This is a genomic window from Corynebacterium sp. HMSC073H12, from assembly GCF_001837775.1.
Lineage (GTDB): Bacteria > Actinomycetota > Actinomycetes > Mycobacteriales > Mycobacteriaceae > Corynebacterium > Corynebacterium amycolatum.
Genome location: NZ_KV834035.1, coordinates 286684 through 301591, shown reverse-complemented (window position 1 = coordinate 301591; position 14908 = coordinate 286684). Strand labels below are relative to the sequence as shown.

At 59.5% G+C, this 14908-nt stretch carries 10 protein-coding genes; 8 read left to right on the top strand and 2 right to left on the bottom strand.

The annotated features are described in order from the left end of the window. Positions 1 to 80: 80 nt before the first annotated feature. Positions 81 to 1820, bottom strand: a complete 1740-nt coding sequence (gene betA / locus HMPREF2708_RS06365) for a choline dehydrogenase (protein ID WP_070833534.1) — start codon at positions 1818 to 1820, stop codon at positions 81 to 83. Positions 1821 to 2158: 338 nt separating this feature from the next. On the opposite strand from betA, the gene betT reads away from it, so the two are divergent. The 3 genes from betT to HMPREF2708_RS06350 all read left to right on the top strand — a co-directional run bounded on the left by betT (position 2159) and on the right by HMPREF2708_RS06350 (position 6884). Continuing rightward, positions 2159 to 4339 carry a choline BCCT transporter BetT gene (gene betT / locus HMPREF2708_RS06360; protein ID WP_005510448.1) on the top strand — a complete coding sequence of 727 codons (2181 nt, stop codon included), beginning with the start codon at positions 2159 to 2161 and terminating at the stop codon, positions 4337 to 4339. Further along, the gene (locus tag HMPREF2708_RS06355; protein ID WP_070833533.1) at positions 4340 to 5908 is read left to right on the top strand and encodes an aldehyde dehydrogenase family protein; all 1569 of its coding nucleotides are present in this window, start codon (positions 4340 to 4342) and stop codon (positions 5906 to 5908) included. A gap of 142 nt (positions 5909 to 6050) precedes the next feature. Continuing rightward, on the top strand, positions 6051 to 6884 hold the full coding sequence (locus HMPREF2708_RS06350) for a CDP-alcohol phosphatidyltransferase family protein (protein ID WP_083321887.1): 834 nt from the start codon (positions 6051 to 6053) through the stop codon (positions 6882 to 6884). Here the strand turns inward: HMPREF2708_RS06350 and HMPREF2708_RS06345 are convergent. After that, positions 6881 to 7891: a hypothetical protein gene (locus HMPREF2708_RS06345; RefSeq protein WP_070833532.1), complete on the bottom strand. Its 1011-nt coding sequence runs from the start codon at positions 7889 to 7891 to the stop codon at positions 6881 to 6883. The genes HMPREF2708_RS06350 and HMPREF2708_RS06345 overlap by 4 nt on opposite strands. A 204-nt stretch (positions 7892 to 8095) precedes the next feature. On the opposite strand from HMPREF2708_RS06345, the gene HMPREF2708_RS06340 reads away from it, so the two are divergent. From HMPREF2708_RS06340 to kdpB, 5 genes are all read left to right on the top strand, one after another. After that, a complete protein-coding gene (locus tag HMPREF2708_RS06340; protein ID WP_070833531.1) occupies positions 8096 to 9586 on the top strand; it encodes a YeeE/YedE thiosulfate transporter family protein in 1491 nt (496 codons plus the stop codon). A 76-nt stretch (positions 9587 to 9662) separates the two neighbouring features. After that, positions 9663 to 10334, top strand: coding sequence for a YdhK family protein (locus tag HMPREF2708_RS06335; RefSeq protein ID WP_083321886.1), 672 nt, complete (start codon positions 9663 to 9665; stop codon positions 10332 to 10334). A gap of 700 nt (positions 10335 to 11034) precedes the next feature. Further along, positions 11035 to 11127 carry a potassium-transporting ATPase subunit F gene (locus HMPREF2708_RS06330; protein ID WP_016421618.1) on the top strand — a complete coding sequence of 31 codons (93 nt, stop codon included), beginning with the start codon at positions 11035 to 11037 and terminating at the stop codon, positions 11125 to 11127. Further along, positions 11124 to 12776 carry a potassium-transporting ATPase subunit KdpA gene (kdpA, locus tag HMPREF2708_RS06325; protein ID WP_070833530.1) on the top strand — a complete coding sequence of 551 codons (1653 nt, stop codon included), beginning with the start codon at positions 11124 to 11126 and terminating at the stop codon, positions 12774 to 12776. Before HMPREF2708_RS06330 ends, kdpA begins: the two co-directional genes overlap by 4 nt. Beyond that, positions 12773 to 14881, top strand: a complete 2109-nt coding sequence (gene kdpB, locus HMPREF2708_RS06320) for a potassium-transporting ATPase subunit KdpB (RefSeq protein ID WP_070833529.1) — start codon at positions 12773 to 12775, stop codon at positions 14879 to 14881. Before kdpA ends, kdpB begins: the two co-directional genes overlap by 4 nt. Positions 14882 to 14908 lie beyond the last annotated feature (27 nt).

Genomic DNA, 14908 nt, shown 5'->3' with positions numbered 1-14908 from the left:
CCCCGTGTGGGAGAACCCGGCCGGTGCCGACGAACGGCGTTGCGCAATAGGTGCCGCGCTACCCGCTACCGCCTCAAGAACTACTTATTGTTCTCCGGCGGATCTAGCGGCATGCCCTGGCCGGCGCGGTAGAACGGAATGTCCTGCGGTGCCAGCGGGGCTTTGCCGGCGATGAGGTCAGCGGCCTTTTCGGCAATCATCATGGTCGGTGCGTAGATATTGCCGTTGGTGATGCCCGGCATGACCGAAGCGTCAACCACGTAGAGGCCCTCGGTGCCGTGGACCTGCATGGTTTCCGGATCGACCACAGCCATCTCGTCGGAGGCCGGACCCATCTTGCAGGTGCAGGATGGGTGCAGCGCGGTCTCGGCATCCCTGCGGACCCACTCGAGGATTTCCTCGTCGGTCTGTACATCTGCACCCGGGGAAATCTCGCCGTCGGTGTACTCCTTCATTGCTGGAGTGTCCAGCAGCTTACGGGAGACCTTGACAGCCTCGACCCATTCACGACGGTCCTGATCAGTGGACAGGTAGTTGAACAGAATCGACGGCTTGACCTTGATGTCCGAGGAGGTGATGTGAACATGGCCACGGGCGTCCGAGTACATCGGACCAACGTGGAACTGGAAACCGTGCGGGCTATCGATCTTCGTGCCGTCGTAACGCATGGCCAGCGGCAGGAAGTGGAACATCAGGTTCGGGTAGGGCTCGTTGTCGTTAGAGCGGGCGAAACCGCCGCCCTCGAAGTGCGACGTCGCCACCGGGCCCTTGTGGGTGAGCATCCACCACAGGCCAATGAACGGCCAACGCCACTTCTCCAGGTACGGCTGTGAAGACACCGGCTGGGTGGCGTTGTACTGAATGTAGACCTCCAGGTGGTCCTGCAGGTTCTCGCCGACGCCAGGCAGGTGCTTGACGACGTTCACTCCGGCGGCATTCAAGATTTTCTCATCGCCAATGCCGGAGACCTCGAGCAGCTGGGGAGAGTTGAAAGCGCCACCGCAGAGGATAACCTTGTCTGCTCGCACCTGGCGCGTGTGACCCTTCCAGGTGTACTCCACGCCGACGGCCTTGGTGCCCTCGAAGAGGATGCGGGTGGCTTCCGCGCGGGTGCGGAGCTCCAGATTCGGGCGCTGCAGGGCTGGGTGCAGGTATGCGCGAGCTGCGGAGAGACGACGGCCCTTGTCGATGTTCGCGTCGAAGGGGCCGAAGCCCTCCTGGCGGTAGCCATTGACGTCCGGGGTGTAGTTGTAGCCGGCCTGCTGTACGGACTTGAAGAAAGCCTTGAACAGCGGAGAATCGGCCGGTCCGCGCTTCATGCGCAGCGGGCCGTCGTGGCCACGGCGCGGGTCGTCCTTGTCGGAGCCCAGCGCATTTTCCATGCGCTTGAAGTACGGCAGGACATGGTTCCAACCCCAGTTTTCCAGCCCCTTGGTGTCGCCCCACTTGTCGTAGTCCATCGGGTTGCCGCGCTGGTAGATCTGGCCGTTGATGGAGGAGGAACCGCCGACGACCTTGCCGCGGGCGTGGTAGATGCGACGACCGTTCATCTCCGGTTCCGGCTCGGATTCGTACTTCCAGTCGTAGTACTTGTTGCCGATTGGGAAGGAGAACGCCGAAGGCATGTGAATGTAGAGATCCCAGAGGGAGTCCATGCGGCCGGCTTCGAGTACGAGCACCTGCTGAGTGTGGTCTGCGGACAGCCGGTTAGCCAGCACAGAGCCGGCAGAGCCCGCGCCAACGATGACGACGTCGCGGTGTTCGACTGTGGTGTTGCCATTCTTTTTACCGAAGTTGAAGACAGCCGGGAAAGCTCCCATGTTCTGGTGTACCTCCGTAGGTTGTGTACCGATGTGTATCGGAATGGTTTTCAAGGACTGCGATAAGCCTCAAGTGATATTTAAAGGCGTGCCCTATATATCGATATTGAAATAAGTGGCCGGAGGCGTATCTCAAATCCCCTTCACAGATATAGAATGGCATACAATTGACATTCAATTCCAGTTGGAATGATTTTCAACGCCGTGAAAACTAGGTAAAGATGCAGGTAATGGTGTTGATATTGGGGTTAAGGAATTCTTCTGAATCGATTCTAAGACTTGAGGGATTATTCAAACTAGGTATGCTGGATTAGTTCCCGAATCTGAAGGATTTTCCTATGTCTGATACTCCGCCAACTGAGAAGGTAACGGAGGAAAAATCTGGATCGTCGCAAGAAATGCAGCGATCGCAGTCGGTCCCTCCACAACAAGCGCAAGCGAGTGCGACCTCTGAGCCTGAGGTCAACTGGCCTGTATTTATTATTTCAGGCGTTGGTATTCTCGCCATTGCCTTGTGGGCTATTTTTGCCCCGGACAATGCAGCGGACACCCTAGCTGGCATTGTCGCCTGGGTATCGAAGAACTTCGGTTGGTTCTATATCGTGACCGCGACGGTGGCAGTGCTCTTCATGCTCTACATCGCCATCTCGCGAACGGGGCAGATTAAGCTCGGCCCCGATCACGCCAAACCTCAGTTCGGCCTGTTTTCTTGGGCCTCTATGCTCTTTGCCGCAGGTATCGGCATTGACTTGCTCTTCTTCTCGGTAGCAGAGCCGGTGGCACAGTACTATGGCCCGCCGACCGGAGATGCGGAGACCATCGAAGCCGCGCGTCAGGCAGTCGTCTTTACGCTCTTCCACTACGGCGTGACCGGTTGGGCGCTCTACGCGCTGATGGGCATGGCATTCGGCTACTTCGCTTACCGCTTGAACATGCCACTGACCATTCGCTCGGCGCTCTACCCAATCATTGGCAAGCGCATCCACGGCCCCGCTGGTGAAGCGGTCGAAATCGCAGCGATGCTCGGTACCGTTTTCGGTGTCGCAACTTCGCTGGGTATCGGCGTCGTCCAGCTGAATTACGGCCTGCGCGTGCTGTTCGGGGTGGAGGAGAGTACGTCCTGGCAGATTGCGCTAATCGTGGTGGCTGTATCAGTGGCCATCGCATCTGCCGTCTCGGGCGTTGACAAGGGAATTCGTCGTCTCTCGGAACTCAACGTTGGCCTGGCCATTTGCCTGATGCTCTACATCCTGGTCACTGGTCGCACGGCGTTCCTGTTTGACGCCCTGGTGATGAACGTCGGCGAGTACGTCTCCAAGTTCCCGTCCATGACTATGGATACCTACGCCTTCTCGGGCGCACAGGAATGGCTGAACGCCTGGACTCTGTTCTTCTGGGCTTGGTGGGTGGCCTGGGCTCCATTCGTCGGTTTGTTCCTGGCCCGTATTTCCCGTGGCCGTAGCCTGCGCCAGTTTGTCGTCGGCACGCTGACCATTCCATTCCTCTTCGTCCTGATGTGGGTGTCGGTGTTCGGTAACTCGGCGCTGGACCTGGTTATCAATGGCGATTCGGAGTTTGGCCAGACGGCATTGGATTACCCGGAGCGTGCCTTCTACCTGCTGCTGGAGCAGTACCCGGCGCCGATGATGGTGGCTGCAGTCGCATCTCTGATTGGCCTGTTGCTCTACATCACCTCGGCGGACTCGGCGGCACTGGTGATGAGTAACTTCACGTCGAAGATCACTGACACACAGCAGGACGGCAAGAAGTGGACCCGGATTTTCTGGGCTGTCGTGGTCGGTGTGCTGACCATCTCGATGCTCTATGTCGGCGGTATTCCGACACTGCAGTCGGCAACAATTGTGATGGGTCTGCCGTTTGCCTTTGTCATCTATCTGGTGATGTATGGCCTGTTCAAGTCGCTGCGACTGGAGCTGTTGCAACAGGATTCGACACGTCGAGCCCTCCACGGGGCGATGTCGGGCCGCGCTGTGGACGGCCAGCAGGGGGATTGGCAGAAGCGCCTTGCCCGCTCCATGTCCTTCCCGGGCAAGAAGCCGGTCACGCGCTATCTCGACCGAGTGGTGCAGCCCGCGCTCGAGCAGGTCGCGGGAGCCATCAAGGAACGTGGCGGTGAGGTGGCGCTGCACCGAGAACCAGTTGAAGAAGTCGGCATCGACCAGATTGACCTGCAGGTCGGCTTCGGCGAGGAGATGAGCTTCCGCTACCAGGTCTATCCGGTTGAACACTTGACGCCGTCCTTTGCCGGCCTGGTACACCTGGACAGTGATGCCGATATTTACTACTACCGTCTCGAGGTCTTCACGCTTACCGGCTCGCTCGGCTACGACATTTATGGCTACACCCAAGAGCAGCTGATTTCCGACGTCCTCGACCTCTACGAACGGCACCTGGAGTTCCTGCACATGCAGTCTGATCTCCCGGGCACCTCAGATCTGTCCGACAATGCCGACCCCGTCCGCGAATGGTCTGATGACTACGCCAAGGAGGATTCCTAAATGACCTTTAAGCCTTCTACTACCGATAAGGCCCTCGCACCCGAGACCGCCAAATCGCACGAAAACGCGGCCACGCTGTTTATCAACGGCACCTGGTCCGCTGCAGCCGCTGGTAACACTCGCACCATCGAGTGCCCGGCTGACGGCTCTTTCATCGCCGAGGTCGCAGAAGCAGGCGCAACCGACACCGAGCGCGCCATCGCCGCCGCCGATGCTGCTTTCCGACGTACCGGGGAAGGTTCCTGGGCATCCTGGAGCACAGCTGAGCGCAGCAAGTTGGTACTCGACATCGGTGCTGCCATCAGGCAGCGCAAGGATGAATTTGCCTGGGCAGAGGCAATGGACACCGGCAAGCGCCTGCCTGAGTCAGCGGCCGATATGGATGACATCATCGCCTGCTTTGAGTACTTCGGGAAGCTTGCAGGCAATGATGCCGGTCGTCTCGTGGACGCGGATGACCCGTCCGTCGTCGCGCGCATTGTGCGTGAACCCGTCGGTGTCTGTGGTCTGATTACGCCGTGGAACTACCCACTGCTGCAGACTGCATGGAAGGTCGCGCCGTGCCTGGCCACGGGCAATACCTTTGTGCTGAAGCCAGCGGAGCTGACTCCGCACACGGCTATCCTGCTCATGCACGTTATCGATGACCTGGGCGTTCCGGCAGGCGTTGCCAACCTCATTACCGGCGCTGGCGCCGAAGCGGGCGCACCGTTGTCCTCGCATCCGAAGGTGGACATGGTCTCCTTCACTGGCGGTCTTGTCACTGGCAAGATTATTGCTGGTGAAGCAGCCAAGTCCGTGAAGAAGGTTGCGCTTGAGCTCGGCGGCAAGAACCCGAACATCATCTTCGCCGACGCTGACTACGAAGCCGCTTTGGACAATGCCCTCAATGCTGCGTTCCTGCACTCCGGTCAGGTCTGCTCGGCGGGTGCTCGTCTGGTGGTGGAGGACTCCATCGCCGAGAAGTTCGTCGACGATCTGGTTGAGCGCGCCGGGCACATCCAGCTCGGAGGTCCTCTCGACGAGAAGGCCGAGACCGGTGCGCTGATTTCCAAGCAGCACCTGGATAAGGTCGCGGCATACGTCGATCGGGCTCGTGAGCAGGGCGCTCGCGTGCGCGTGGGCGGCGAGATTGCCACCGGCGCCACCGCTGACGGTTCCGCCTCGCTTGCCGACGGCTACTTCTACCTCCCAACCGTGATTGACCAGGTCAACCGCGAAATGGACTGCGTTCACGACGAAGCCTTTGGCCCGGTGGTGACGGTGGAGACCTTCACCACGGTTGACGAGGCCATCGAGATTGGTAACGACACCGAATACGGCCTGGCCGGTGCGGTGTGGACATCCAACCGTGAGGTGTCTGAGCGTGTGTCTCGAGGTCTGCGTCACGGCACCGTCTGGATTAACGACTTTGGCCCCTACCTGCCACAGGCCGAGTGGGGTGGCTTTGGTCAGTCCGGTATTGGCCGCGAGCTGGGCCCGACCGGCCTGGAGGAGTACACCGAAGCCAAGCTGGTCTACGAGAACACGGCACCGGCTGTTACCGGTTGGTTCGAGGATCGTCGTTAAATAACTCGGCACAAGTCCGAGTAAAAATACGGGAAAACGGTCCATCGGCCGTTATACTCACCGATTGAAAAAATCGACTCTGCGCACAACTGCGATAAAGGTTTGCAGTTGTGCGCATTTTGTTCTCTAAAGGACATCTGCCGTGAACGCTACTATCCGCTCCGACAATGCCAGTTCCAGTGCCGCCAGTGAGCTAGATACTGCCAGCACCACTACTGCCAGGACCACTACTGCCAGCACTGCCGCGACCTTCACCCGCTTCACCCGGCGTCAGCATGTCATCGCTTGGGCGGTGCATGCCTTCACACTGACAGGTTTGGTGTGGGCGACGCTGGCTGTGGTCGCACTGCTGGAGGGGCGCCCGCACTGGATGTGGCTCTGGTTGGGCATTGCCCTTGTCGTCGATGGTGTCGACGGCAATATGGCGCGTAAACATCGCATCAAGGAAGTCGTCCCGTGGTTTAACGGCGCAGTGGTGGACAATATCGTCGACTATCTCACCTGGACAGCCATACCCGCCGCTTTTATGGTCATGTATCTGCCGCTGGGGCCACGTCCGTTGGCGATCGCCCTGATGATTCTGGTCCTGGTGTCGTCGATGTTCTGCTATGCCAACGAAGCCGCCAAGTCCGGCGACTACTACTTCGTTGGTTTCCCTGCCGCGTGGAACATCGTGGCGGTCTTGCTGTGGGTATGGAACGCGCCCATGGCGGTGTGCATCGCTGCCATTTTCATCTTCAGCGCAATGACGTTGGTGCCGCTGCACTACACGCATCCATTCCGCGTGGAACGCGGCCGGATTGCCAACATTGCCGCAACGTTCATCTGGATTCTCTCGACCGGCATGCTCATCGCAAGTGAGACGATGGCAGCGTCGTTAAGCAAGACGTCTATCCACGAGCTTGTGGCTGTCAATGTCGCCGCCGGTGCCTGGCTGATTGTCGGGGGTGTGCGGCGCTCGCTCAGCGGTCGCTAGCGGCAGATGGTGGGTGGTTGGCGCAGGATTGCGGAGATGGCGCGGTCGCGCAGCCAGCGGACGTATTCGACGGCGCAGGCTGCGACAATTAACGCGATGACAAAGATGGTGACCCACACCGGATAATCGCGCCCGTTGGCCCAGAAGTAGACGTAGGGCGAGACGAAAGTCACTAGGGTGATCAGGAGCCCCAGCATTCTTCGGCCGAACGAGCGGCCGGTGATCATCTCGACAATTCCCCAGGTGTAGGGGATAGCGGTAATGATGTCGATGCCCCACAGCACCCAGACATTGCCGTGGAATCCGGGGACAAAAACCACGGGTAGCGCGCGGAGCGAAGAGTAAACCATCACCACCAGGTAGGCGAGCACTTTCGGGTTATAGAGCAGGCGCCACACGGGGTTGCGCTCTATGAGTTTGGTCCCGACTTTGCGCAGGGCATGCAGATTCTCTTGCTGCATGACCAGCGTATTTGTCCCCTCCAGCAGGTATGCCAGCAGTTTTTGCTGCTCGAGAGTGCCGTGTGCCCAGGCCTGCACCAGCTCGCTTGGCGAGATAGCGATAGGCACCAGTGGTTCTCCGCGCTGCTTCAGCGCAATGGGAAGCTCGAGGGTGCTGCCATCGAGCTTATCGACGGCCAGTTCCGGGCCCATCACATGAACGATGTCGCCGCCGAGGATGTTTTGTACCTTGTCCACATCACTGTGGGGCAGCGAGCTGAACCAGAGTAGCTGCCGGGAGGAAATCGCCATTCGCAATGCAGTGCCCAGGGCTTCCGCCGCATCGTCGATGGCATAAAAGTCCTGCGTGTTGGTATGTGCGAGTGAACGCAAGCTGTCGATTATTACGGCATTTTTGGCGTTGAGCTCGCTTAGGCGGGCCACGCCGGAAATATCGATGACCGCCTGAGGATCAAGGGCGAAAGCATGGGCAAAAGGCAGGTCGAGTATCGAGCGCATCGCAAGGAGCCGCTGGTGACCAGCGAGGGCTGAATTCTGTGCGCTCATAGTGTTTTAGCTTGCCACAACTTGCGTTTATCACCAGCAACTATACGGTTCGGTCTGTCTATTGATAAGTGCTCTGCTCTGCGAAAACGCCGTTAAGTTGGACTTTCTTTAGTGATTGAAGTAGTTTCTAAACCACGAATAGACAGGTCTGTTCATTACGGCTTTGATGGCGGACTGGCTCATAAATTTAGGAGAAACACTCTCATGCTCATCTCAGGACTAGTGCTGGGCACCGTGCTCGGCTTTGTTATGCAGCGAGGGCGCTTCTGCGTCACCGGCTTTTTGCGCGATATCTTCACTCAGCGCAGCTGGCGCGGCTTCGTCGCCTTGCTGATTGTTATTTCCGTCCACGCTATCGGCCTGGCCGCTCTGACCAGCGCCGGCGTGATTACTCCCGAGTACAAGGAATTGGCACCGGTGGCTGTCATTATTGGTGGCGTTATTTTCGGGCTGGGTATCGTCCTGGCCGGTGGCTGCGCCTCGGGTACCTGGTACCGCTCCGGTGAGGGTCTGATCGGCTCTTGGATCGCATTGGTCTTTTACGCCCTATCCGCCGCGGCGATGAAGACTGGCTTCCTGGGCGGCCTGCAGGATTCCCTGAAGGACCGCACCGTCGGCCTGACCAGCATTCACGCTTCACTCGGCATTAGCATCTGGCCACTGGTCATCGCGCTGAGCGCACTGACGGCTTACCTCGCCGTCCGCTACCTGCGCGAAGAATTCTCCGGCCCGCGCCCGGTAACTCTGGCACCGCGTAAGTCCGGTCTCGCCCACATCCTGGCTGAGAAACCCTGGCACGTGTACGCCACCGCCGCCATCGTCGGTGTACTTGGCGTTATCGCATGGCCGCTGTCCGCCGCCACCGGCCGTAACGACGGCCTCGGCATTACCACTCCGTCCTCCAACCTTGCCAACTACGTTGTCACTGGTGACACCGAGCGTTTCGACTGGGGCGTCCTCCTCGTCCTCGGCATCCTCGTCGGCTCCTTCATCGCGGCCAAGGCCTCCGGTGAATTCCGCCTCCGCGTCCCGGACGCCACCCAGGGCGCTCGCTCGGTCGTCGGCGGCATCTTCATGGGCGTCGGCGCTGCGTGGGCCGGTGGCTGCACCGTCGGTAACGGCATGGTCCAGACCTCGCTGTTCAGCTACCAGGGTTGGCTTGCACTGGCGTCCATCGCCGCAGGTGTCGCTATCGCCGCCAAGCTTTGGCTGAAGCCGTCCGCACCTTCGCTTAACGACGTCCCGAGCACCCCCTCCACCACCAACGACACGGCGGTATCGGCAGCGGCTCCGGTCGCGTCGGCTGCTACTTCGCCTGTGTCCCTGCCGGGTAGCGACAGTGCCGGTGCCGGTGCCGCTGGCACCGAGGCCTCCCCGCTGGCGGGTGCCTTTGCTGTCGCGCCGGTGGCGTTGCTCGACCGGAGCGTCGTCAAGCAGGAAGACGGCAAGCTCAAGCCATTGGGCGATGGGCGATACGAGCTCGACACCGTCGGCGCGGTGTGCCCATTCCCGCTGATCGAGGCCAAGGATGCAATCAACAAGATTGAGGTCGGCGAGGAGCTGGTGATTCCATTCGACTGCACCCAGGCCACGGATGCGATTCCGCGCTGGGCTGCCAAGGATGGCCACGAGGTCACCAACTTCGAGCAGACCGGCGAGGCTGGTTGGACGATTTCCGTTCGCCGCGGGCGATAAGTCCTGGTGGCGTTAGAGGAGCGTCGGTAGGGTGAGGGCATAGATTGATTGACATCAACAACAAAGGAGCTTGACCATGGCAAAGAACATTCGACCACTTAATGCGCTTGTAGCCGCAGGTGCCGCTAGCGTGCTTGCGCTGGCCGGTTGCTCCTCCGATGATTCGACTAATACCGAAGCAAGCAGCACTGTTAGCGAGACCAGCTCGTCGGCAACGGCAACCAGCTCTGAGGACACGGACGCCATGGATGACATGGACGATGCCGATGACCACGGTGAGCACGGCAATCATGATGACGATGCAATGGCAGGCCATAATCACCCGGCCGATGGCGGCCCGGCTCCTGAGGGAATGGCTCCGGCTGACAACGCGAAGTTCCCGGTCGGCAGTGAAGTGAAGGTTCTGGCTGATCACATGCCGGGCATGAAGGGTGCAGAAGGCAAGGTTGTCGGCGTTTTCAACACCACCACATACTCCGTGTCCTACACTCCGACCGATGGCAGCGAGCCGGTGAAGGATCATCGTTGGGTTGTCCACGAGGAGCTGGAGAACCCAGGCGAGGCTCCGCTTGCCGACGGCTCCGAGATCACCATCAACGCCGAGCACATGGCGGGCATGAAGGGTGCCAAGGGCACTGTTGATTACTCCACCCAGGAGCCGGTCTACATGGTTGATATCGACGAAGATGGCATGACCATGAAGAACCACAAGTGGGTCACGGAGAGCGAGCTCGCACCGGAGGACTAACTAGTCAGGCTTAGTCAGCTACTTCTAGTCCGGTTGCTTCGGGCCGGTTGCTTCGGGCCGGTTGCTTCGGCCTAACTCAATCCATTAAAACCGGGTATCACGCAGGAAGCGTGGTGCCCGGTTTTTTTAATGCTTCGCGCCTATGCTCGTGTCCAAAAGCCTTCGGGTAGCGCGTGATTCGGCTGTGAGGGGCGGAGACAGCGGGGACGGGGCCGGGGCCGGCGAGGGCAGGGGCCGGGGCCGGCAAGGGCGGTCGGCCACTTGTCGATGAGCTATTCACCTGTCGATGCGCTATAGCGTGGCCATCAGTGAATAACGCATCGACAAGTGCCCAGGTAGACCCCACAGCGTGCGCATAAGTGGCGGAAAACCATCGATAAGACAAGGGAAGTCATCGACAGGTCACGGAAAACCATCGATAAGTCGGCAACACCAGTGCGCATGCTCAGCCCACTCGGTCACTGCAGCTGGTATTAATTCGCCGCGTACCTGCATTGGCACTTTCTTAATCAGAAGTGCATTCGCGCACCTCAAAGCGCATAACCCCAGTTCAGCCGGGTGTTAAAAAAGCGTTAATAGGTGCCCGCCGCGGTAGGTATGAGTGTTTTATAACTGTCATGTTCGTAGACATTTTGCTTCTGCTACTCACCGTCGCGGCCTTCCTGCTACTGCAGGGCTGCGCAAAGGCGGTGAAGAAACTATGACGTGGGAATTGATCGTCGGCGCCATTTTAGGTTTGGCGGCATTGGGCTATGTCCTGGTCGCCCTGATTGATCCGGAGCGATTCTCGTGAGCAACGTCATTATGGGATTTGTCCCGGTAATCATCGTGATGGCCGCACTGGCCATCCTTTACATCCCGCTCGGCAATTACATGGGGCGGGTATTCACCACTGATAAGCACTTGGGTGTTGAGCGCGGTTTCTACCGCGCCATCGGTGTGCGCCCAGAGGCCAACCAGCACTGGACAAAGTACACCGCCAGTGTGTTGAGCTTCTCCGCTGTCAGCGTCATCTTCGTCTACCTGCTGCAGCGAGTGCAGCAGTGGCTACCGCTCAACCACGGCAAGGGCCCAGTCTCTCCGGACCAGGCGTGGAACACCGCGGTGTCGTTTACCACCAACACCAACTGGCAGTCCTACTCCGGTGAAGAAGCCATGACGGTGCTGACTCAGATGGCTGGCCTGGCAGTTCAGAACTTCGTCTCCGCCGCAGTCGGTATTGCAGTGGCGGTGGCGCTGGTTCGAGGCCTGGCCAACCGTCACGGTGACGGCAACATCGGCAACTTCTGGGTAGATCTGACTCGTACCGTCCTGCGAGTGCTGCTGCCCATCGCCGCTATTGGTGCAATTCTGCTGATTTCGCAGGGTGCCATCCAGAATTTCTCGGCCCCACAGACTATTCAGACTGTCACCGGCGGCAGCCAGACTATCCCGGGCGGTGCCGTGGCATCGCAGGAGGTCATCAAGGAGCTGGGTACCAACGGTGGCGGTTACTTCAACGCCAACTCCGCGCATCCATTTGAAAATCCGAATGCGTGGACCAACATGCTGGAAATCTTCCTTATCCTGTTGATTCCGGTCTCGTTGACCAGGGCATTCGGTGTCATCATCGGCGACAAGCGCCAGGGCTGGGCCATTCTGTCCACCATGGCGGTGCTCTACTCCATCTCTCTGGCTGTCGTTATGTCCAGCGAGACTGCGCTGCAGACCTTCCAAGGTGGCGGCATGGAGGGCAAGGAGTTGCGCTTCGGTGTGCTGCCGAGTTCCTTCTTTGCGGTGACCACCACCATGACGTCGACAGGCGCGGTGGACAGCTTCCACTCCAGCTACTCACCACTGGCAGGCGGCATGCTCATGCTGAACATGCTGCTGGGTGAGATTAGCCCTGGCGGTGTGGGCTCCGGTCTCTACGGCATGCTCATCATCGCCATCCTGACCGTGTTCATCGCCGGTCTGATGGTCGGCCGTACGCCGGAATACCTGGGCAAGCGCATTGGTGTTTCGGAAATCACCAAGGTCTGCCTCTACATCCTGGTCATGCCAGTGCTGGTGCTGGCAGGTGTCGGTATCTCCACCATGCTGCCGTCGACGCTGGACTCCGTGTCCGCTGATGGACCGCACGGTTTCTCCGACCTGATTTATGCCTTCACCAGTGCGTCCAACAACAATGGTTCGGCATTCGCGGGCTTCGGTGCCGATACCCCGTGGTTCAACATGAGCCTCGGTTTCGCCATGCTGTTTGGTCGCTTCCTTCCAATTGTCATGGTGTTGGGTCTGGCTGGTGACTTTGCCAAGCAGCGACCAGCCGCCGAGACCGCTGGCACCCTGCCAACTCACCGACCGCAGTTTGTCGGCCTGACCGTTGCCATCGCAATCATCGTCAGCGCCCTGACCTTCCTACCAACCCTCGTCCTTGGCCCGCTGACGGAGGCCCTGTCATGAGCAAGAATTCCAACGCATCTTCCGCATTTTCTCCCAGCGCACTGAAAGCGGCTCTGCCGCTGGCGCTGAGCAAGATGAACCCGCGCCAGCTCATCGCCACTCCGGTGATGTTCCTGGTCGAAGTCGGTGCCGCATTTACGCTGATCCTGGCTGTTGCGCACCCGTCGCTGTTCAGTATTTCCATCACTGTGTGGCTGTGGTTGACGGTGCTTTTTGCAACGCTGGCGGAAGCCGTCGCTGAGGGCCGCGGCAAGGCGCAGGCAGAATCGCTGCGCGCTTCGCGCACCACCTCTGATGCCTTCAAGCTCAACAACGGTGCCAACGCCGCTGCAGCACTGGAGAACCCAGCCGCGCAGACCACCAAGGTCGCGGCCACGGACCTGGTTCCGGGTGACATCGTCATCGTCTCCGCCGGCGAGCCGATTCCCGCCGATGGTGACGTGATCGTCGGCGCTGCCAGTGTCGATGAGTCCGCCATTACCGGTGAGTCCGCGCCGGTCATCCGCGAGGCCGGCGGTGATCGCTGCGCGGTCACCGGTGGTACGCGCGTGCTTTCCGACGCCATCGCCATCGAGGTCACCACCATGCCCGGTGAGAGCTTCATGGATCGCATGATTGGTCTGGTCGAAGGCGCACAGCGCAAAAAGACCCCGAACGAGCTGGCACTTGGTTCCCTGCTGCACGTGTTGACCCTGATCTTCCTCATGGTCGTCATCGCCTTGGCACCAATGGCTGTCTTCAACGGCGCTGAGCAGGACCCATTGGTACTGGTTGCACTGCTGATCTGCCTGATCCCGACCACTATCGGCGCGCTGCTGTCCGCTATTGGTATCGCCGGTATGGACCGACTGGTTCAGCACAACGTGTTGGCCATGTCGGGCCGTGCGGTTGAGGCCGCCGGTGACGTCGCCACGCTGCTGCTAGACAAGACCGGCACCATCACCTTCGGTAACCGCCAGGCCGCGGAGTTTTCCGAGGTCGGCGACACCACGCACGCTGAATTGGTACACGCCTGCCAACTTTCTTCGCTTGCCGACGAAACCCCCGAGGGCCGCTCCATTGTCGAGCTCGCGGAAACCGAATCGAATGAACGCATCGACGAATCCGTCTATGCCAATGCGACCTTCATTCCCTTTACCGCTCAGACTCGTATGAGTGGTATCGAGTTCCCCGCTACCGGCGGCGAGAAGAACCGCAAGGTAGTCAAGGGTGCCGCAACGGAGATTGTGAAGCTGATGAAGCGCATCGGTGCCACCGTGTCGCCCGAGGTCGATGGCATTGTCCAGCGCATTTCGGAAGCGGGCGGTACCGCGCTGGTGGTCGCCGAGGTATTTGGCGGTGACGAAGTAACCAGCGGTGAGTCCGGACGAGTGCTGGGTGTTATTTATCTCAAGGACGTCGTTAAGCCTGGCATGCGTGAGCGTTTTGATCAGCTTCGTGAAATGGGCATTCGTACCGTCATGATTACGGGCGACAATGCGGTGACGGCGCATGCGATTGCGAAGGAGGCCGGTGTCGACGATGTTCTAGCCGAGGCGACCCCGGAGCAGAAGCTGGAGCTGATCCGCAAGGAGCAGTCGAAGGGGCGTCTGGTCGCTATGACTGGTGACGGCACCAACGATGCACCGGCATTGGCACAGGCTGATGTGGGTGTGGCAATGAACACCGGTACGACCGCCGCGAAGGAAGCGGCCAACATGGTGGACCTGGATTCGGACCCGACCAAGCTCATTGACGTGGTGGGAATTGGCAAGCAGTTGTTGATTACCCGCGGTGCGCTGACCACCTTCTCCATTGCCAATGACGTGGCGAAGTACTTCGCCATCATTCCAGCCATGTTCGTCACGGCGCTGCCTGGCCTGGACAAGCTCAACATCATGAACCTGCACTCGCCGGAAAGTGCCATCCTGTCTGCGGTGATCTTCAACGCGCTCGTGATTGTCGCCTTGATTCCACTGGCTCTCAAGGGCGTGAAGTACCGCGCCGGGTCGGCTGCCTCACTGCTGAGCCGCAATCTGCTCATCTTCGGTGTCGGTGGCATCATCGCACCGTTTATCGGCATCAAAATTATTGACCTCCTGCTCTCCGGAGTGTTCGGGATGTAAGTGCCTTGGCCTCGCGCCGAAAGACGC

What these genes read in the sequence shown, in the direction of transcription:
- betA (WP_070833534.1), bottom strand. Translation starts at nt 1,820, where the DNA reads ATGGGAGCTTTCCCGGCTGTCTTCAACTTCGGTAAAAAGAATGGCAAC.
- betT (WP_005510448.1), top strand. Translation starts at nt 2,159, where the DNA reads ATGTCTGATACTCCGCCAACTGAGAAGGTAACGGAGGAAAAATCTGGA.
- HMPREF2708_RS06355 (WP_070833533.1), top strand. Translation starts at nt 4,340, where the DNA reads ATGACCTTTAAGCCTTCTACTACCGATAAGGCCCTCGCACCCGAGACC.
- HMPREF2708_RS06345 (WP_070833532.1), bottom strand. Translation starts at nt 7,891, where the DNA reads ATGAGCGCACAGAATTCAGCCCTCGCTGGTCACCAGCGGCTCCTTGCG.
- HMPREF2708_RS06340 (WP_070833531.1), top strand. Translation starts at nt 8,096, where the DNA reads ATGCTCATCTCAGGACTAGTGCTGGGCACCGTGCTCGGCTTTGTTATG.
- HMPREF2708_RS06335 (WP_083321886.1), top strand. Translation starts at nt 9,663, where the DNA reads ATGGCAAAGAACATTCGACCACTTAATGCGCTTGTAGCCGCAGGTGCC.
- HMPREF2708_RS06330 (WP_016421618.1), top strand. Translation starts at nt 11,035, where the DNA reads ATGACGTGGGAATTGATCGTCGGCGCCATTTTAGGTTTGGCGGCATTG.
- kdpB (WP_070833529.1), top strand. Translation starts at nt 12,773, where the DNA reads ATGAGCAAGAATTCCAACGCATCTTCCGCATTTTCTCCCAGCGCACTG.